The sequence below is a fragment of the Polaribacter sp. 2405UD43-2 genome, from assembly GCF_058147125.1.
Window position 1 is genome coordinate 12,725 of record NZ_JBYVJX010000011.1, and the last position, 20,179, is coordinate 32,903.

The following is a 20,179-nucleotide window of genomic DNA, read 5'->3' on the forward strand; positions in this document are numbered from 1 at the left end:
AAGCTTTAAACTTTGTAAGCTATTAAAATTCACGATTTTTACAAGTCATAAAAAACAACCAAAACAATGATTGTTAATACAGAACTAGAACAAAAAGGAAATTTATTTCCATCAGAAATTGTCAACTATAAAAAAGATGTTGACACTTTATATTTTACAACAAAAAACAATGTTATTTTACAACTTACTGTTGTAAGAGATAGTGTGCTTAGGTTTAGATATTCTACAACGGGTAAATTTGATAAAGATTTTTCTTATGGAATTACAAAATATGCAAGTAGAGGTTATAACTTTTTAGAAGTAGAAGAAGAAGAAACACACTACATCATAAAAACTTCTAAATTAATTTGTAAAGTAGAAAAACAAAGCCTACAAGTAAGTTTATATGATGCAAAAGATTTAAAAATCATCAATCAAGACGAAATTGGTTTTCATTGGGAAGAAAGTTACGAATATGGTGGAGACATTGTAAAAATGAGTAAAGTTTGTCAAAAAGCCGAAAGTTATTACGGTTTAGGAGACAAGCCTGTAGATATTAATTTAAAAGGAAAACGTTTCGAAAATTGGGTAACAGATTCTTATGCTTTTGGCAAAGATACAGACCCTATTTACAAAGCAATTCCTTTTTATACAGCCATTCAAGACGATAAATCTTATGGTATTTTTTTCGATAATACTTTTAAAACTCATTTCGATTTTGCACACGAAAGAAGAAATGTTTCTAGTTTTTGGGCACAAGGTGGAGAAATGAACTACTACTTTATTTATGGCCCAAAAATGGAAGATGTTGTTAAAAACTATACAGATTTAACAGGTAAACCTCAACATTTACCACCTTTATGGGCGTTAGGTTTTCATCAATGTAAATGGAGTTATTACCCAGAAAGTAATGTAAAAGAAGTAACTAAAACTTTTAGAGACTTAAAAATACCTTGCGATGCTATCTATTTAGACATCGATTATATGGATGGCTTCCGTTGTTTTACTTGGGATAAAAACCATTTTCCAGATCCAAAAAGAATGGTAAAAGAACTAGAAGACGATGGCTTTAAAACCGTAGTTATTATAGATCCAGGAATTAAAATCGATTTAGAATACGACGTTTTTAAAGAAGCTTTAGACAAAGATTATTTTTGTAAACGCGCAGACGGACCTTATATGAAAGGTAAAGTTTGGCCAGGAGAATGTTATTTTCCAGACTTTACAAAACCAGAAGTAAGAACTTGGTGGGAAGGTTTGTTTAAAGAATTAATAGAAGATATTGGTGTTAAAGGTGTTTGGAATGATATGAACGAACCAGCAGTTATGGATGTTCCTAACAAATCTTTTCCAAATGATGTACGTCATGATTTCGATGGCAATCCTTGTTCGCATAGAAAAGCGCACAATGTTTATGGAATGCAAATGGCACGTGCCACTTATCACGGATTAAAAAAATACTCTTATCCAAAGCGTCCTTTTGTAATTACTAGAGCAGCATATTCTGGCACACAACGTTACACATCTACTTGGATGGGAGATAATGTTGCAACTTGGGAACATTTAGCAATTGCAAACAATCAAGCACAAAGAATGGCTATGTCTGGTTTTTCTTTTGCAGGTAGTGATATAGGTGGGTTTGCAGAGCAACCACAAGGAGAGTTATTTGCACGTTGGATTCAGTTAGGAATTTTCCATACATTTTGTAGAGTACATTCTTCTGGAGATCATGGAGATCAAGAACCTTGGGTTTTTGGTGATGAAATTACTGATATCGTTCGTAAGTTCATCGAAATTAGATATCAACTTTTACCTTATTTATATACTGCTTTTTGGAACTATATCACAAAAGGAACTCCTATTTTAAAATCCTTAGTATTATTTGACCAAGAAGATTCTGGTACGCATTATAGAAGTGATGAGTTTATTTATGGCGAAAATATTTTAGTTTGCCCAATAATAGAACCAAATGCCAAAGGAAGAAGAATGTACATACCAAGAGGTAAATGGTATAATTTCTGGACAGATGAAGTAATAGAAGGTGGTAAAGAAATGTGGGTAGATGCAGATATAGACAGTATGCCAATCTTTATTAAAGAAGGCGCAGTAATCCCAAAATATCCTGTTCAGCAATATGTTGGTGAAAAGAAAATGGATAAAATTACCTTAGACGTTTATTATAAAGAAGGGAAAGAAAAATCTCAATTATTTGATGATGCGCATGATGGATATGATTATAAGAAAGGAAGATATAGTTTACGAACTTTTAAAGTAACAGGTAAAAAACAAGAATTTATTTTACAACAACATAAAGAAGGCTTGTTTGATGCAGCATATCAGAAATTTAATATTGTTTTTCACAATTTACCATTTACAATTACTTCTATTCAATTAGATAACGTAGAAATTTCTTTAGAAGATGTTAAAAACGGAGGAACTCAATCTATACTAATAGATAAAGAGTTTACAGAACTTCATTTATTTGGAAAATAGAATAAAAATCTAACGGTTTTCCGTGAGTCTTCTCACGGTTTTCCGTGAAGAGAAAAAAACCCCATAAATGGGTATTGTGAGTAATATTTTACTGCTATATATTTGTAACAGAATTATTTCTTACCCCAAGAATAAGATGTTTAAGATTTCTTAAATATTTGTTTAACGTAAAAAGCGATTAATAGGTTCCCCTAAACTTTAATCGCTTTTTTTTATACTTAAAAAAGAAATAAAAAAAACTCAAAATGTACATTTTGAGTTTTTAGTTTATAGTATTTAAAATCTAAAATCCGTCTCCTAATTCTTTAAGTTTCTCTGTGTTTTCAGCTAACATTAATTCATCAATAATTTTTTGAATATCGCCATTCACAATATTAGATAAATCGTACAAGGTTAAACCAATTCTATGATCTGTTACACGTCCTTGCGGATAATTATAAGTTCTAATTTTAGCACTTCTATCTCCAGAAGAAACCATAGAACCACGTTTTAAAGCATCTTCTGCTTGTTTTTTGGCTAGCTCCATATCATACAAACGAGAACGTAAAACTTTAAACGCTTTTTCTTTGTTTTTATGTTGACTTTTTTGGTCTTGACATTGTGCAACCAAACCAGTTGGAATGTGTGTTAAACGCACTGCAGAATAGGTTGTATTTACAGATTGACCTCCAGGACCAGAAGAACAGAAAAAATCGATACGAACATCTTTTGGATTAATCTCAACATCAAATTCTTCTGCTTCTGGAAAAACCATACAAGTTGCAGCAGAAGTATGCACACGCCCTTGGGTTTCTGTTTGTGGTACTCTTTGCACACGATGAACACCTGCTTCAAACTTTAATGTTCCGTAAACATCATTACCTGAAACCTCAAACTGAATTTCTTTAAAACCACCATTGGTACCTTCAGAATAATCTACTGTAGATACTTTCCATCCTTTAGACTCACAATATTTTGTATACATTCTAAACAAATCTCCAGCAAAAATACTGGCTTCATCTCCACCTGTTCCTGCACGTAATTCTACCACTGCATTTTTAGAATCTTCAGGATCTTTGGGTATTAGCAAAAACTTAATTTCTTCTTCTAATTCAGGAATTCTATTGTTAGCTTCATCCATTTCCAACTTCGCCATTTCAACCATTTCTGCATCAGAACCATCAGCAATAATTTCTTTGGCTTCGTCAATATTGTTTAATAAAGATTGGTATTCTTTACCTTTTTTTACAACATCACCTAAATCTTTATACTCTTTACTTAATTGCGCGTAACGTTTTTGATCCATAATGATTTCTGGCTGAATAATTAAATCAGAAACCTCATCATAACGCTGCTTTACAATTCTTAATTTATCTAACATTTGCTATCTTTTCTTGGATTGCGAATTTACAATTTTTATAGGTATATTTGGAGAAAGCAAACTTTTTTTTATGAAACCTGTATTCTTTTCTTTTTGTTTTCTGTTGATGTTTTCTTGTAAGAATCAAATTAAAAAACAGAAAAAACCATCTTTTTTAATTGGAAATTGGATGCGTACAAATGATAAAAAAGGAAATACAACTTATGAAAACTGGAAATCAGATTTTACAGGAATTGGATTTACACTAAAAAATAAAGACACAATATTTAAAGAAATATTGAGTATAATTTCTATAAATGACACGCTTTTTTTAATGGTTGAAAGCGTAAATGAAAATCCAACTTTGTTTAAATTTACCTCAGAAACGGATACTTCTTTTGTTTGTGAAAATCCTAAAAATGAATTTCCTAAAAAAATTACATATTATAAAGAACAAAATTTATTAAAAGCAGAAGTTTCTGCAAACAGTTTTAAAATTGATTTTATTTTTAAGAGAAATTAATTCATCAACCATTAAAAATAGGTATAAACACCTATTTTATTTTTTACAGTAGTTTTATAACTTTGTAACATCATTTTTTGAAATTATTATCTGACTTATTAGCAATTAGTTGTGATAGAAAAAGTAGAAGTTAAAAGCCCTATTTCTAAAAGAAATGGGGCTTTTTATTTTACATTTTTTTATGTAAAATTATTTTTAACTATTCATTAAAAACCAAAATTATTATCTATACAAGTACCAGGAATAGGTTTTTCAATACACCTTTGCCCTCCATTTCCATCACTAAAACATTCCGTTTTAGTTTTGCATGTACTTTCTCGCTCACAAGAAATAATAAATACAGCCAAAATTAAAAGTTTTAAAGTTCTATTTTTCATATTTTTTTATCTAATCAATTTCTTATATTTAATACGTTTTGGCATTAAATCTCCTCCTAAACGTTTCTTTTTATTTTCTTCGTAATCTGAGAAAGAACCTTCAAAGAAATACACTTGAGAATCTCCTTCAAAAGCTAAAATATGTGTACAAATTCTGTCTAAAAACCATCTATCATGACTAATTACTACAGCACAACCTGCAAAGTTTTCTAAACCTTCTTCTAATGCTCTTAGTGTATTTACATCTAAGTCGTTTGTTGGTTCATCTAACAATAACACATTTCCTTCTTCTTTTAAAGTCATTGCTAAATGCAAGCGGTTTCTTTCTCCACCAGAAAGTGTGTTTACTTTTTTATTCTGCTCGCTTCCAGAAAAATTAAAACGACTTAAGTAAGCTCTAGAATTTACTTGCTTACCTCCCATCATTACTAAATCTTGCCCATCAGAAAAGTTTTCCCAAATTGTTTTATCTGGATTTATATCTGAATGCGCTTGATCTACATAAGCAATCTTTGCAGTTTCTCCAACTTTAAAAGTACCTTTATCAGGAGTTTCTTCTCCCATAATCATTTTAAAAATCGTGGTTTTTCCTGCTCCATTAGGACCAATAATTCCTACAATACCAGCTTGCGGAAGATTAAAAGCTAAATCTTCATATAATAATTTATCATCAAAAGCTTTAGAAACAGCTGTAGCTTCAATAACATTAGTTCCTAAACGTGGTCCATTAGGAATGTAGATTTCTAATTTCTCATCAACTTGTTTTTGGTCTTGACTCATTAACTTGTCATAGTTTTTCAAACGTGCTTTTTGTTTGGTTTGACGACCTTTTGCTCCTTGACGAACCCATTCTAACTCACGTTCTAAAGTCTTTTGACGCTTAGAAGCAGTTTTACTTTCTTGAGCCATTCTCTTTGATTTTTGATCTAACCAAGAAGAGTAATTTCCTTTCCAAGGGATTCCTTCTCCTCTATCTAATTCTAAAATCCAACCTGCAACATTATCTAAGAAATATCTATCGTGCGTAACTGCAATAACAGTTCCTTTATATTGTGCTAAATGATGTTCTAACCAATGTACAGATTCTGCATCTAAATGGTTTGTTGGCTCATCTAACAATAAAATTTCTGGCTCTTGTAACAACAATCTACATAAGGCTACACGTCTTTTTTCTCCACCAGATAAAACTCCGATTTTCTTATCAGAATCTGGAGTTCTTAGAGCATCCATTGCAATTTCTAATTTGGTGTCTAATTCCCAAGCATTGGCAGCATCAATTTTGTCTTGTAATTCTGCCTGTTGGTTCATTAGTTTTTCCATCTTATCTGCATCAGAATAGACTTCTTCTAAACCAAATAGTTCATTTATTTTGTTGTATTCGTCTAGAATTGCAACTGTTTCTGCAACACCTTCTCTAACAACTTCAATCACTGTTTTTTCTGGATCTAATTGCGGTTCTTGTTCTAAATATCCAACTTTATAACCAGGAGAAAAAGTAACATCGCCTTGAAAATTCTTTTCTACCCCAGCTATAATTTTTAATAAAGTTGATTTTCCTGATCCATTTAAACCCAAAATACCAATTTTTGCTCCGTAAAAGAAGCTTAAATAAATATCTTTTAAAACTTGTTTTCCTGTTGATTGATAGGTTTTAGAAACCTTATTCATCGAAAAGATGACTTTCTTATCGTCTGACATTTTCTCTTATTTTTTATAAAATTTAAACTGCTACTTAAAATTGTAGCCTTTTTTTAAACTCTTCCTTTTAGAGCATTAAAAACCCATGCAATCGCAAAAAAACCAACGCCAACAGCCGCAAAACCCCAGCCCGCAACTTCATCATACCTAAAAGCTCCTAAAGCAATTAAACCTAATCCTACTAAAATCATTATTAAAGTTGCCCACGCAAGCACCGTATTTTTGTTCATTCCCATAATAAATTCGTTTTAAAGAAATATACCTTATTTCTTTATGAAACATAGCCAACAAATATCGGAATAAATATTTATTTTTATACAAGATTAAAATATTTCTCTTTTTTATAAATCTAATTCCTAAAAAATAATTTTGTGGTATATTTATAAATCAAATTTTTTATTATGAGTTTTAGAATAGAAGAAGATTTATTAGGAGAATTAGAGATTAGTAATGATGTTTTGTATGGAATTCATACACAAAGAGCTATTAATAATTTTAAAATTTCGAATACAAAAATTGGAGATTACCCAATGTTTATAAAAGCTTTGGTTGTTACTAAAAAAGCTTGTGCTTTAGCAAATAAAGAAATTGGTTCTATCTCTTCAGAAAAAGCAGATTTAATAATTTCGGCTTGCAATTTAATAATGGAAAACCTTAAAAATTACACCAAAGATTTTCCTTCGGATGTTTTTCAAGGTGGTGCAGGAACTTCAGTTAATATGAATACAAATGAAGTTATTGCTAATGTTGCTTTAGAAATTGGAGGTAAATCTAAAGGCGATTATGATTTTTTAAACCCAAATGATCACGTAAATAAATCTCAATCTACAAACGATGCTTACCCAACTGGTTTTAGAGTTGCCATTTACTTTTATATGAATATTTTAATAAAAAAACTAAATTCTTTAATTATTGAATTTGAGAAAAAAGGCGATGAATTTAAGAATGTTTTAAAAATGGGAAGAACTCAATTGCAAGATGCTGTACCTATGTCTTTGGGTGATGAATTTAATGCTTGGGCAACTAATTTAAGAGAAGAAATTAAAAGTTTACAAACTGCTAGAAATCTAATTTTAGAGTTAAATCTTGGAGGTACAGCAATAGGTACAGGAGTAAATGCGCCTAAAGATTTTTCTGAAAAAGCGATTAATCATTTAAAAAAATTAACAAAAACTGATTTTGTAAAAGCAGAAAACTTAATAGAAGCAACTTCAGATTGTGGTGCTTATGTAATGATTTCTGGCGCTTTAAAAAGAGCCTCTGTAAAACTATCAAAAATTTGCAATGATTTACGACTACTTTCTTCTGGCCCTAGATGTGGATTTAACGAAATTAATCTTCCTGAAATGCAAGCAGGATCTTCTATTATGCCTGCAAAAGTGAATCCTGTAATTCCTGAAGTTGTAAACCAAGTTTGTTATAAAATTTTAGGAAACGATGTTACTGTTTCTTTTGCTGCTGAAGCTGGGCAATTACAACTAAATGTTATGGAACCCGTAATTGCACAATGCATTTTTGAATCTATAGAATTACTCTCTAATGCTTGTATTACTCTAGGAGAAAAATGTATTAAAGACATTACTGCAAATGCTGAACACACCAAAAATATGGTACTAAATTCAGTAGGAATTATTACTTTTCTAAATCCATATATTGGTCATCATATGGGAGATTTAATTGGTAAAGAAGCCATAAAAACAGGTAAGTCAATAAAAGAACTTGTACTTGAAAAAAAGTTATTATCAGAAGCGCAACTCAACCAAATTTTAAGTGAAGAAAACTTAATGCATCCAATATATAAAGCAACTTTATATAAAAACAAACTATAATTTAGCGGCTAATCTTGCTCCTTGATTAATTGCTCTTTTTGCATCTAATTCACTTGCAAAATCTGCGCCACCAATTACGTGAACATTTTTACCCAAGTCTAATAATGGCTGATATAATTCCTTGAAAGGAACTTGACCTGCACAGATAATTACGTTATCAACCTCTAAAACCTTTTGCTGTTCATTCTGCGTATAATGCAAACCTTGGTCATCAATTTTATGATAAGAAACCTTACCAATAAATTGTACTTTTTTCTTTTTTAAAGTGGATCTATGAATCCAGCCTGTAGTTTTACCAAGATTTCCACCAAATTTTCCTTTACTTCTTTTAAACATAAAAATTTCTCTTGATGAAGCTTCAAATTCTGGTTTAACTCCTTCAATTCCTGCTCTGGCTTCAAGTGTTTTATCAATTCCCCATTCGTTTAACCAAGCATCAATATTTTGTGATGTAGATGCTCCTTTATGTGATAAATATTCTGATACATCAAAACCAATTCCTCCAGCTCCAATCACAGCAACTCTTTTACCCACTGTTTTTTTATGTTTTAAAACATCAATATAACTTAGAACTTTTTGATGATTAATGCCTTCTATTTTTAATGCTCTTGGTTTAATTCCTGTGGCAATGACAATTTCGTCAAAATCTGAATCTTTTAAATCATCAACAGCAACTTTAGTATTTAGTTTTAAATTTACATTATGGATTTCAATTTGTTTCTTAAAATAACGAATGGTTTCATAAAATTCTTCTTTTCCAGGAATTTGTTTTGCCATATTAAATTGACCACCAATTTCTGAGGCTGCATCAAACAAAGTAACCATATGACCTCTTTGGGCTGCAATTGTAGCTGCTGCTAAACCTGCTGGTCCTGCACCAATTACCGCAACTTTTTTCTTATTATCTGCAAGATTATAATTCAATTCTGTTTCATGACAAGCTCTCGGATTTACCAAACAACTGGCTACTTTTTGCTGAAAAACGTGATCTAAACAAGCCTGATTACAACCAATACACGTATTAATTTCATCGCTTTTATTTGCTTTTGCTTTATGTACCCATTCTGGATCTGCTAAAAAAGGACGTGCCATAGAAATCATATCTGCGTCTCCTGCTGCCAAAATTTTTTCAGCAGTTTCTGGCATATTTATTCTGTTAGAAGTAATTAACGGAATTGAGATTTCTTCTTTCATTTTTTTAGTAACCCAAGTAAATGCTGCTCTTGGAACTGAAGTTGCAATGGTTGGTATTCTAGCTTCATGCCAACCAATTCCGGTATTAATAATAGTTGCTCCTGCTTTTTCAATTTCTTTTCCAAGTTGAACAACTTCTTGCCAAGAACTTCCGTTTTCTACCAAATCTAACATTGATAATCTGTAAATAATGATAAATTCTTTACCTACAGCTGCTCTAGTTTGTTTTACCAATTCTATGGGTAAACGCATCCTGTTTTTATAATCTCCGCCCCAAGAATCTGTTCTTTTATTGGTTCTTTTTACAATAAATTGATTGATTAAATAGCCTTCTGAACCCATAATTTCTACTCCATCATAACCTGCAACTTTAGATAATTTTGCAGAATTTACAAAATCGCGAATGGTTCTGTTAATTCCAGATTCTGTTAATTTAAAAGGTTTAAAAGGTGTAATTGGCGATTTTATTTTAGAGGGAGCTACATTAAAAGGATGATATCCATAACGACCTGCGTGTAAAATTTGCATACAAATTTTACCTCCTTCTTTATGAACTGCTGTTGTTATTTTTTGATGATGTTTTGCGTGTTTTTTGGTAGACATTCTTGCAGAAAAAGGAGCTGTCCAACCTTGTATGTTTGGTGCAATACCTCCAGTAACAATAAGACCTACCCCTCCTTTTGCTCTTTCTGCGTAATAGGCTGCAATACGTTCTATTCCGTTTTTTTCTTCTTCTAAACCTGTATGCATAGAACCCATAAGAATTCTATTTTTTAAAGTTGTAAAACCTAAATCTAAAGGTTCAAAAATGTGTTTGTATTTCATTTGTCTTGGAATTAAATTTATTATGCACGCATAACACTTTGCAAGATACAATTTTTTAGAAAATAAAAAGTTCTGACATTAAAAAACATCAGAACTTTATTATTACATAAACTTATAAACTATTCCAATAACTTTAAATCATCTAGTTTATAAACCACAAAATATTCTTCATCAGAATCATCAAAGATTTCTGTATAATATATTTCAAAAAATTTATTTTTAAACTCACTTGTTTTTAAATCGTAAACATCTAATATTCTTTTATTAACTTGTTCAAAATCAATTATATCATTATTTTCTAATTGAAATGTAGCATATCCTTCTAAATACCCAATAAACATCCCATTTGCTGAAAGAGATTGTTTTGCGTTGTAATAATTCATTGTATTTAATGTTTAAATTTCATTATCTATTTCATCAAAAGAAGAAGCATCTTCAAAAGACTCTTCGTCATCTATATAATCTTCCATAGTTCTTTCTAACTGATTACTTATTTTTACTAAATAAATAGTATCATCAGTTCTAACCTCAACAGCTTTAACGGTTTCTCCTTTCGTATTTTGAAAAGAAATAATATCGTTATAACCATAACCATCAGGATATTTTTCTACTAATAAATCTAAAATATTAGTAGTCAGTTTTGAGTAATCTACTATAACTCTTTTCATAATTTACATATTTAATAGGTAAGCAAATATTAATGGTGCAACAATGGTTGCATCACTCTCTATAATAAATTTTGGAGTGTCTATATCTAATTTTCCCCAAGTAATTTTCTCATTAGGTACTGCTCCAGAATAGGAACCATAACTTGTTGTAGAGTCTGAAATTTGACAGAAATAACTCCAAAAAGGTGTGTCTTCTCTTTCTAAATCTTGATACAACATTGGTACTACACAAATAGGAAAATCTCCTGCAATACCACCGCCAATTTGAAAGAAACCTATTCCATCTTTAGAATTATCAGTGTACCAATCTGCTAAAAATGTCATATATTCTATTCCTGATTTCATAATTGATGCCTTCAATTCACCTTTCAAAACATAGGATGCGAAAATATTTCCCATAGTAGAATCTTCCCAACCAGGAACAACCATTGGTAAGTTTTTTTGAGCTGCTGCGTACATCCAAGAATCTTTGACATCTATCTCGTAGTAATCTTCTAAAACACCTGACAATAGTAACTTATACATAAATTCATGCGGGAAAAATCGTTCTCCATCATCTTCTGCGTCTTTCCAAATTTTGAAAATGTGTTTTTGTAAACGTCTAAAAGCTTCATCTTCTGGAATACAGGTATCTGTAACTCTATTTAATCCTTTCAAAAGTAAATCCCATTCATCTTGGGGTGTTAAATCACGGTAATTTGGTACACGTTTGTAATGAGAATGAGCTACCAAATTCATAATGTCTTCTTCAAGATTTGCGCCTGTACACGAAATAATATGCACTTTATCTTGACGAATTATTTCTGCAAAAATTTTACCTATTTCTGCTGTACTCATTGCTCCAGCTAAAGAAACCAACATTTTAGAACCTTGTTCTAATTGCGCTTCATAACCTTTTGCAGCATCTACTAGTGAGGCTGCATTAAAGTGCAAAAAGTACTTTTCTAAAAATTCAGAAATGGGTTGTTTATTCATATTCATCATAGTCTTTAAATTTTGAAAGTTCATTAAATGGTGAATTTGTATTATCTGAATAGTCTTCTTCATCCTCCATTTCTGAAGAAAACTTATAGCTTAGCATTTTGTAATACAGTTTTGCGGCTAAAAAATCGGATGATTTTTCTTGCGGATTTGGACACAATTCAACTATATCAAAACCAACCACATTACGTTCTGTAAATACTTTTTTTAAAAATTCTAAAGTTTCGTAATAAAACAAACCTCCTGGTTCTGGAGTTCCTGTACTTGATAGAATTGACGGATCTAAAGCGTCTAAATCAAAAGTAATAAAAACATTGCCTGTTAATTGATCAATTACATCATCCATCCAATATTCATTTACTGCCATATCGTGCGCAAAAAAAACTTTATATTTATTTATTACACGTGTTTCTGAAATGTCCATACTTCTAATACCTACTTGTACTAAATTGGTATTTTCATTTGCTTCATATACGGCACAAGCATGATTACAAGTAGAACCTTCATATTCTTTTCGCAAATCTGTATGTGCATCAATATGCAAAACAGTTAGGTTATTAAAACACTCGTTAAACGCTCTAATAGTTCCGATAGAAATAGAATGTTCACCTCCAAAAATGGTTACAAACTTATTTTTATTTATGTATTTTTTTACTTTAGAATGTACCGCTTCTACCATTTTTTCTGGCGAAGTATTTTCTGTGATTGCTTGTGTTAAAAAAACACCTTCTTTATAGACTTCGCTATCGGTTTCTATATCGTAGAGTTCCATATTTTCTGAAGCATTTAAAAAAGCTTCTGGACCTTTGTCTGCTCCTTTTTGCCATGTACTTGTACCATCATAAGGTACAGGAATTAATACCACTTTGGCTGTTTCTAATTTTGCGTATTGTTCAGGAATTCCTGCGTATGTTTTTTTATTTTCCATATCCTAAAATTGAAAGTAATTCTTCTTTTTTTTGTTGCTCTTTAAATAATTTGGTTGTTATTTTTCCGTTCTTGCTTTTGCTTATTAAAACGTGTTTTGGATGTGGAATTAAACAATGTTGCAAGCCACCAAAACCGCCTATAGTTTCTTGATAAGCACCCGTATTAAAAAAGCCGATATAAAGTGGTTTTTCTTTTTCGTAAATGGGTAAATAAATTGCATTTGTGTGTTGTTCTGAGTTGTAATAATCATCACTATCACAAGTTAAACCACCTAATAAAACACGCTCATATTGCTTGTTCCATTTGTTTACAGGAAGCATTATAAATCTTTTATTAATTGCCCAAGTATCTGGTAGTGTGGTAATAAATGAAGAGTTAATCATATTCCACCTTTCTCTGTCGTTTTGTTTTTTTTGATACAAAACTTCATAAATTGCACCACCAGCTTCACCTACTGTAAAACTACCAAACTCTGTAAAAATATCTGGCACATCTACTTCTGCTTCATCGCAAGCTTCTTTAATTTGATTGATAATTTCATCAATCATATATTGATAATCATACTCAAAAGCCAATGAGTTTTTTATAGGAAATCCACCACCAATATTTAAACTATCTAATGTTGGACACACCTTTTTAAGTTTGATGTAAACGCTCATACATTTTAACAACTCATTCCAATAATATGCATTGTCTTTAATACCTGTATTAATAAAAAAATGAAGCATTTTTAACTCTACTTTAGGGTTTTCTGCAATTTCACGTTCGTAAAAAGAAACAATGTTTTTGTAACCAATTCCGAGACGAGAAGTATAAAATTCAAATTTTGGTTCTTCTTCAGAAGCAATTCTAATACCTACTTTAAATTTGCTTTTGGTTTGATCTAAAATTAAATCTAACTCTTCAAAATTATCAATTATCGGAATGCAGTTTGTATGTCCGCCATCTATTAAGCTTACAATATTTTCAATATATTTTTCGCGTTTAAATCCGTTGCATAAAACATAAGCTTTGTCATTTAATTTCCCCTCTTTTTTGAGGCTTTTAACGATATCAATATCAAAAGCAGAAGAAGTTTCTATATGAATATTGTTTTTTAAAGCTTCTTCTAAAATATATTTAAAGTGTGAGCTTTTTGTGCAATACGAATAATGATAACTTCCTTTATAGTTATGCTTTTTAATGGCATAATTAAACCAATATTTAGCACGATTAATATTATCGGAAATTTTAGGTAAATAAGTAAATTTTAATGGCGTACCATATTGTTCAACCAATTGATTCAAATCTATATTATGAAACAAAAGGTTGCCATTTTCTGTATGAAATTCCTCTTGTGGAAAATCAAAAGTTTGTTCTATTAAATCTTTGTATTTAGTATTCATTTTAATTTCAATAAAAATTATAAACAAAAACCTGAATGCTATCTTATAGCAAAGTTTTGAATAACCCTAATTGAAAATGAAAACTAAACGCGTAGCTCTAAAAACACACCTCTAAGTCTGAGGTTTTGTAATTGATTTAATAGTAAGTTGGAAGAAACCATAATTTTTTCGTTGTGTTTCTTAAACACACTACAACTTTTTATCTTCCAAAAAAAGTTGGATACGAAATAAGCAAAACTTAACATTTAACCTATCATAGATAAATCAAATGTAAACTTTTTTTAATACAAAAAAGTAAGATTACTAAAATTCAAAAAAAAAAATTAAATACTGTATTCTTTTTTTATTGACAAAAAGAAGGTTGTCTAAAAAGTATTAAAACTTGTCATTTCGATTGCAATTAGAAATATTATTTTATTTAAAATCAATATTTTAGATTTTTAGACTCCGCTCAAAATGACATCTAAACTTACTTTTTAGACAGCCTTTTTAAGTTAAAATTAATATAAATATCCCATTTTACCTTGTTGATAATCTCTCATTGCTTCTAAAATTTCTGTTTGCGTATTCATCACATAAGGTCCGTATTGAGTAATTTTCTCTTTAATTGGTACGCCAGACAAAATTAATAGTGTGCTATTTTCTTTGGCTTTAAATTGTATGGTATTTCCATCTTGATTAAAAGTTATCATTTGATTATTTTCTTTTTTCAAAATTTCAGTTCCGTTTACAATAGCTTTTCCTTCCAATAAATAAATTAGCGATTGATGATACGCTGGAATTTTAATTTCCATTTTTCCGTTTTCTTGAGCATTTGCTGTAAAAACATTGACCTCTGTTTGGGTTTTAATCAATCCTGTTTTTTCTAATTGATTGCCTGCAATAATGTTTAATTGCACTTTTTTATCATCAGAAAATATTTTAGGAATCTGCTTTTTTTCTAAATGCTGATAATTAGGTGTCATCATTTTATTTTTTGCAGGTAAGTTTAACCACAGCTGGATTCCTTCTAAATCTCCACCTTTTTTTACAAACTCTTTTGTGGGTCCTTCTGAATGAATAATTCCGCTACCAGCAGTCGTCCATTGTACATCTCCTGCTTTTACAATCATTTCATTTCCTAAAGAATCTCTATGCAACTGTTCGCCTTTAAAAAGCAAAGTTATGGGTTCAAAACCTCTGTGTGGGTGTGGACCTAAATCGAACGGATTATTGAATTCTGAAATTGCATAAGGCCCATAATGGTGCAATAATAAAAATGGATCTACATTTTCTATTCCTTCTGTTGGTAGTGGTTGACGCAATTTTATGGCTCCCATATTTACTATTGGACTTGTAACTTTATGTTGTATTGATTTTAAAGTTTTCATCATTTTTTAGGATTTGTTTTCGATATAATTCCGATAAAAAAATCAGAATCACTAGAATAGAAATGTATAATTATTTGCAATTTATTTTCCAAGGAAAATATTTTTTTAAATTTTTTTCTATCTAATTTTATCTAAAAGGTTGCTTAAAATATTAGCTTCATCATCTGTAATATTATTTAAAAAAGATACGTTTTTGTTTTCATCTATGGTTGATAAAAGTTCTAAACCTTGGTTGGTAATTTTTACATACACCACTCTTCTGTCGTGTTCACAACGTTCTCTTTCAATCAGATTTTTATCACATAATTTGTCCATTAAACGCGTGGCATTAGGAGCTCTTTCAATCATTCTATCTTTTACAACCTGAACTTTTACCCTGTCTTTTGCTCCACGTAAAATTCTTAAAATATTAAACTGTTGAGGCGAAATTCCGTAAGGTTTAAAAAACTCATTCTCTTTGCTATTTAACCAATTAGAAGTGTATTTAATATTGATTAAAGCCTTTACCTTATTGTTTACAAATTTTGATTTAATATCTTTTGAGATATCTCCCATTATTTAGTTTTTAGTTTTTAGTTTTTAGTTTTCTTAAAATTTATTTTTATTGATTTAGAAAAATCTCGAACTTGTTTGCTTGTTCTTTTAAAGATGCCAACAAATCTTCGTTTACAACTTTACCATCAACAAAATTATCATAGAAATTTGGTAAAGAAAAATCTGCAACTATGTTACCTCCCATATGCGGAAATCCGTTTTTTGCTATTGATAAAACAGAAGCTCCTCCTCTACCTCCAGGCGATGTTGCCATTAAAAGCATAGGAATATTTTTCCAAAGTTTTGGTTCTATTCTAGAAGACCAATCGTATATATTTTTAAACGCTGCAGAAAAGTTTCCATTATGTTCTGCTAACGATAAAATAATTCCGTCTGATTGATGAATAGTTTTTAGAAACTCTGAAGCTTTTTTAGGAATTCCGTTTTTAGTTTCTTCATCTATGCCATAAATAGGAACTTGAAAATCATTTAAATCTAAAACCTTAATTGCTACATTTTCTATTAAACTTGATGCAAAAATTGCTAATTTTTTATTGATTGATTTGTTACTGTTACTACCTGCAAATGCTATTATTTTTTTCATCATTTTAAAATTGTTTAATTGTGTAATTGTAAAAGCCGACTGTTAAACTGCCTACTGAATACTACTTTCTATTTCTGTTTCTCCTTTTACCATTTTTGCAACAGGACATTTACCTGCAATAACTAACAATCTTTTTCTTTGATTTTCTGTAATTTCTTTTTCAAAAGAAATTTCTTCTCTTAAATAAGAACCATTTTCATCTTTAATTTGTGAAACATTAACCGTTATTTTGCCTACATCCCAACCTTTTCTTTCTGCATACATTCTTAAAGTTATAGAAACACACCCACCAATTGCTGTTAGCAAATACTCTACTGGAGTTGGAGCATTATCATCTCCTCCCAAAGAAATTGGCTCATCTAAAACTGCAAAATGATTTCTCATTTTAGCTTCTGATAAATAATTTTTGTTTGTTAAAGTTACTGTAGATTGCGCATTATTAGCCATTGTTAATTTTATTGTAAGTAATGTATGAAGTAATTAAAAGCATCATTGCTATTAAGGCTCCCCATTGATCTCCATCACCAATCATTATATGGGCAAAAAAAGCAAAAATAAATGCAAAGAAATACCCTGCATACGCCCATTCTTTTATTGTTTTATTTGCAAGAAACCAAATAGCAACCAAACCTAATAATTTTGCAACTGCATAAGGATAAATAATATAAGTTGGATATCCAAAACTTGTAAATAATTTTGCTACTTCTGCGTGATTGAAAAAATACATTCCCGCTGAAAAAAGCATTAATAAAGTTAATAAACCTGTAGAAATGTAGTATATAATTTTTGTTGTTTTCATTTTAAGTATTTTTTTAATTCTTGACAAAGTTACAACAAATAAATTTAATTACCAAGGGAAATAAACCCAGGGAAATAATGTGTGCTAATTTTAAAATTGAAATACATTTGCTTTAATTCTCTTAATTAGCAAGTAAGTTTAGCCACGATTGAAATGGCATCCTTTTTTTGTTTTTCACAAAAAAAGATATAATGGAAAGCGTGAAAAAGCTTCTAAAAGATCAAAGTGTGATACTGAAATATGTTCAGCACAAGCTACTGATTCTTTTTAATAGAATCTATTTGTTTTTGTAAACGCTCTATTTGCTTTAAATTTCTTTGCTGTTTAGAAATGAGCTTGATAGAATCTAAAATTTGACGATTGGTTTCTAAAATAGTTTTTTCCTTTTCGAAATAAATATTTTGTTTTTCGCTAGTTCTCCAAGCTTCATTTAACTGTTTGTAAACTTCTTCGTTCCAGGTACTTGGGTGTTTTGCATCAATCCAAACTACATCTCTGTATTCGCTGTCAATTAAAGCTAAATCTGGCGTTGCAGAACCATCGAACTGTGCATTTTCTTTTTTAATTGCCGAAATTGTACTCAAGAAAAACATACGTTTTCTACCCGCAATATTTTTGATATAAGGCCTAAATTCTACAGGTTTGTTTACAGACCAATCATATTCTTTACGAGATTCTATCACTTTTAAAGGCATTGCAGAAACACCAGCATAACCTTCTTTTTTTGCTGCGTGATCGTAATAATACAACGTATCTGTACCGTCTGCAGGAATAAAAACGCTGAAGGTTAAACTGGTTCTTTCATCGCCAACGGGTTCTAAACCAAACCAATGATACAAACCACTGTATGCTTTTATTTTTGAATCTGAAAAATCGAAATCGGTTACAAATGGTTGCTGATTTTGATCGTCTGGTAAATCTGGAATTTTAACAGCGGTTTTCATATTCCAAGGTAAAGGATCTGAAAAACCTGCCAAAAACTTTAAACTTTCTGCTTGTAAACGCGATACTTTTTCTGACAATGTATTTTGCTTGGTTAGGTATTGGTGATTTTTCATTTCTTCAGGAGCAATGTAGGTTCCTTTTCCTATGGTAATTCTTTCTAAATAATCTTTAAAAGTATGTTCTCCGTTTTCTATGACCATAACTCCGCCAAAAGTTGGATATGGAAAAAAGAAACCTCTCCATTTAATTAAGCTCACCACTTCTACCCAAGCACCTTTATCATTTTTCATATAATAGGTGTCACTGGGTTCGTAATTAAATAACATCCAAGGGTTTAAACGCTGAACAACAGCATTATACGTGTTTCTACTAAACTTTAAAGATTCTCCAATAGAAAATGTAACCGGAATTCTATTCTCGCTAGAAAAACGTGGAAAAGGAGTTGTGCTTGACACCGAAAAAACTTCTTCTGTATTGTCTTTTATTCCTTGCCAAACATATTTTTCTGTTGGCTGAATTGCCATTGTCCATTGATTATTGCCATCTACTCTCACCAAATGCGGTAAGGAAACATCTTTGGTTTCTCCCACAGATTCGTTTGCCATTGAAAAGATATTTCTTAGCGGCTGAATTCTTTCGTTTTGGGTTAATGGTAATTCTTGAATTTCTATTTTATTTAAATCGTTAAAAACGTTGTAGGTTTTCATATAATCGTAGAATTTTAAATTCCAACCTACATAATATAAGATTCCGAAAAAAGCTGCTAAAAAGACTAAAATTCCTATTCTTTTACCCGTATTTGACGATTTTCTAAAACTTCTAAATCCGAAGAAAATAATAGCAAAAGATAATAATATGATGAAGATAAATTTTCTTACAAACAATAATGCTGGTTGATAATCATCTCTTAAAAAGAATAACAATCCAATAATGATTATTGTTACTATAATGACTCTTTTCTTCTGTTTTGCTCCTTTATTCCAATATTTTTTTAACATAATTATAAGATTGAAGTATGAAGACTAAAGCTTGAAGATTCTTACTCATACTTAGTTAATATATCTTTTATTTACATTTCACTTCCAACTCCCAACTTCTTCTTCATTCTTCATTCTTCCACCTTTCCACTACTTCAAAAATCCTTTATCTTTCAAACGGTCTCTAGCACTCTTCTCTTCTACTTTTGGTGCTTCTTTTTTAACTTCAATTTTATCAACTGCTTCTGTATCTTTGGTCTGTAAATCTTCGATAAAATCTTTGCCTTTTTCAATAACCTCTTGAAACTTATCTTCTATAGATTCTGATTGTTCTTCAATAATTTTAGATGATTTAAAAATGAATCCTGCAATATAAGTTCCTATTAAAGTTCCGAAAATCATTGAAGCAAACAAAGAAATTGCTGTATAATTAATAGGAATTAAAAACTGTGTTATTAAAATTGCTATCAGAAAAAAGGCTGTTATAAACACCAATCTTAAAATAAAGCTTTGTTGATATACAAAACCTTTTTTATCTGTCGATTTCATTTGTAATTCTTTAGAATTCATTAATTTATTAAAAAATCGATACATTTTATTTCCTTGAGATTCTCTCCAATACAAGATAACTCCAAATAATATTGCTGCTATAAATATGATGATTTCTATGGTCATAGTTTTATGAGTTTGAAGTGGGAAGATGGCAGTTTGAAGTTCCAATCAGACTTT

At 30.4% G+C, this 20,179-nt stretch carries 20 protein-coding genes; 3 read left to right on the plus strand and 17 right to left on the minus strand.

Annotated features, from left to right (window positions below; genetic code table 11):
• The first annotated feature begins 66 nt into the window (after window positions 1-66).
• The gene (locus tag ACY2RX_RS12880; protein WP_490104386.1) at window positions 67-2,472 is read left to right on the plus strand and encodes a glycoside hydrolase family 31 protein; all 2,406 of its coding nucleotides are present in this window, start codon (window positions 67-69) and stop codon (window positions 2,470-2,472) included.
• Between the two features lie 283 nt (window positions 2,473-2,755).
• Here the strand turns inward: ACY2RX_RS12880 and prfA are convergent, their stop codons facing one another.
• Entirely contained in the window at window positions 2,756-3,832 is a 1,077-nt protein-coding gene (prfA, locus tag ACY2RX_RS12885) for a peptide chain release factor 1 (RefSeq protein ID WP_490104387.1), read from the minus strand.
• A gap of 70 nt (window positions 3,833-3,902) precedes the next feature.
• On the opposite strand from prfA, the gene ACY2RX_RS12890 reads away from it, so the two are divergent.
• On the plus strand, window positions 3,903-4,334 hold the full coding sequence (locus ACY2RX_RS12890) for a DUF6265 family protein (RefSeq protein ID WP_490104388.1): 432 nt from the start codon (window positions 3,903-3,905) through the stop codon (window positions 4,332-4,334).
• Window positions 4,335-4,540: 206 nt separating this feature from the next.
• Here ACY2RX_RS12890 and ACY2RX_RS12895 read toward each other — a convergent pair whose 3' ends face one another.
• From ACY2RX_RS12895 to ACY2RX_RS12905, 3 genes are read right to left on the minus strand one after another with little or no spacing between them, the layout of a single operon-like run.
• Complete coding sequence (locus ACY2RX_RS12895; protein WP_490104389.1) at window positions 4,541-4,711, minus strand: hypothetical protein; 171 nt, start codon at window positions 4,709-4,711, stop codon at window positions 4,541-4,543.
• 6 nt (window positions 4,712-4,717) lie between these two features.
• Window positions 4,718-6,409 (minus strand): energy-dependent translational throttle protein EttA, encoded by a 1,692-nt coding sequence (gene ettA / locus ACY2RX_RS12900; RefSeq protein ID WP_490104390.1) that lies wholly within the window; start codon window positions 6,407-6,409, stop codon window positions 4,718-4,720.
• 53 nt (window positions 6,410-6,462) lie between these two features.
• Window positions 6,463-6,645, minus strand: a complete 183-nt coding sequence (locus ACY2RX_RS12905; RefSeq protein WP_490104391.1) for a CAL67264 family membrane protein — start codon at window positions 6,643-6,645, stop codon at window positions 6,463-6,465.
• Window positions 6,646-6,810: 165 nt separating this feature from the next.
• On the opposite strand from ACY2RX_RS12905, the gene aspA reads away from it, so the two are divergent.
• Complete coding sequence (gene aspA, locus ACY2RX_RS12910; protein WP_490104392.1) at window positions 6,811-8,238, plus strand: aspartate ammonia-lyase; 1,428 nt, start codon at window positions 6,811-6,813, stop codon at window positions 8,236-8,238.
• On the opposite strand, the gene ACY2RX_RS12915 is transcribed toward aspA, so the two are convergent.
• The 13 genes from ACY2RX_RS12915 to ACY2RX_RS12975 all read right to left on the minus strand — a co-directional run bounded on the left by ACY2RX_RS12915 (window position 8,233) and on the right by ACY2RX_RS12975 (window position 20,170).
• The gene (locus ACY2RX_RS12915; RefSeq protein WP_490104393.1) at window positions 8,233-10,257 is read right to left on the minus strand and encodes a 2,4-dienoyl-CoA reductase FMN-binding domain-containing protein; all 2,025 of its coding nucleotides are present in this window, start codon (window positions 10,255-10,257) and stop codon (window positions 8,233-8,235) included. The two genes, aspA and ACY2RX_RS12915, sit on opposite strands and share 6 nt — an antisense overlap.
• 119 nt (window positions 10,258-10,376) lie before the next feature.
• Window positions 10,377-10,640 (minus strand): hypothetical protein, encoded by a 264-nt coding sequence (locus ACY2RX_RS12920; RefSeq protein WP_490104394.1) that lies wholly within the window; start codon window positions 10,638-10,640, stop codon window positions 10,377-10,379.
• A 12-nt stretch (window positions 10,641-10,652) separates the two neighbouring features.
• Window positions 10,653-10,925: a hypothetical protein gene (locus ACY2RX_RS12925; RefSeq protein ID WP_490104395.1), complete on the minus strand. Its 273-nt coding sequence runs from the start codon at window positions 10,923-10,925 to the stop codon at window positions 10,653-10,655.
• A gap of 3 nt (window positions 10,926-10,928) precedes the next feature.
• Window positions 10,929-11,900 carry a deoxyhypusine synthase family protein gene (locus ACY2RX_RS12930; RefSeq protein WP_490104439.1) on the minus strand — a complete coding sequence of 324 codons (972 nt, stop codon included), beginning with the start codon at window positions 11,898-11,900 and terminating at the stop codon, window positions 10,929-10,931.
• Window positions 11,893-12,834 carry an agmatinase gene (speB, locus tag ACY2RX_RS12935; protein ID WP_490104396.1) on the minus strand — a complete coding sequence of 314 codons (942 nt, stop codon included), beginning with the start codon at window positions 12,832-12,834 and terminating at the stop codon, window positions 11,893-11,895. Before speB ends, ACY2RX_RS12930 begins: the two co-directional genes overlap by 8 nt.
• Complete coding sequence (locus tag ACY2RX_RS12940) at window positions 12,824-14,221, minus strand: arginine decarboxylase (protein ID WP_490104397.1); 1,398 nt, start codon at window positions 14,219-14,221, stop codon at window positions 12,824-12,826. The genes speB and ACY2RX_RS12940 overlap by 11 nt, the downstream gene beginning before the upstream one ends.
• A gap of 500 nt (window positions 14,222-14,721) precedes the next feature.
• Window positions 14,722-15,594, minus strand: a complete 873-nt coding sequence (locus ACY2RX_RS12945) for a pirin family protein (RefSeq protein ID WP_490104398.1) — start codon at window positions 15,592-15,594, stop codon at window positions 14,722-14,724.
• A 114-nt stretch (window positions 15,595-15,708) separates the two neighbouring features.
• Window positions 15,709-16,146: a MarR family winged helix-turn-helix transcriptional regulator gene (locus ACY2RX_RS12950; protein ID WP_490104399.1), complete on the minus strand. Its 438-nt coding sequence runs from the start codon at window positions 16,144-16,146 to the stop codon at window positions 15,709-15,711.
• 46 nt (window positions 16,147-16,192) lie between these two features.
• The gene (locus ACY2RX_RS12955; RefSeq protein ID WP_490104400.1) at window positions 16,193-16,729 is read right to left on the minus strand and encodes an NADPH-dependent FMN reductase; all 537 of its coding nucleotides are present in this window, start codon (window positions 16,727-16,729) and stop codon (window positions 16,193-16,195) included.
• Between the two features lie 51 nt (window positions 16,730-16,780).
• A complete protein-coding gene (locus tag ACY2RX_RS12960) occupies window positions 16,781-17,176 on the minus strand; it encodes an OsmC family protein (protein ID WP_490104401.1) in 396 nt (131 codons plus the stop codon).
• The gene (locus tag ACY2RX_RS12965; RefSeq protein ID WP_490104402.1) at window positions 17,169-17,528 is read right to left on the minus strand and encodes a DoxX family protein; all 360 of its coding nucleotides are present in this window, start codon (window positions 17,526-17,528) and stop codon (window positions 17,169-17,171) included. The genes ACY2RX_RS12960 and ACY2RX_RS12965 overlap by 8 nt, the downstream gene beginning before the upstream one ends.
• A gap of 254 nt (window positions 17,529-17,782) precedes the next feature.
• Window positions 17,783-19,471: a hypothetical protein gene (locus tag ACY2RX_RS12970; protein WP_490104403.1), complete on the minus strand. Its 1,689-nt coding sequence runs from the start codon at window positions 19,469-19,471 to the stop codon at window positions 17,783-17,785.
• A gap of 129 nt (window positions 19,472-19,600) precedes the next feature.
• The gene (locus tag ACY2RX_RS12975; RefSeq protein WP_490104404.1) at window positions 19,601-20,170 is read right to left on the minus strand and encodes a hypothetical protein; all 570 of its coding nucleotides are present in this window, start codon (window positions 20,168-20,170) and stop codon (window positions 19,601-19,603) included.
• Window positions 20,171-20,179: the final 9 nt, after the last annotated feature.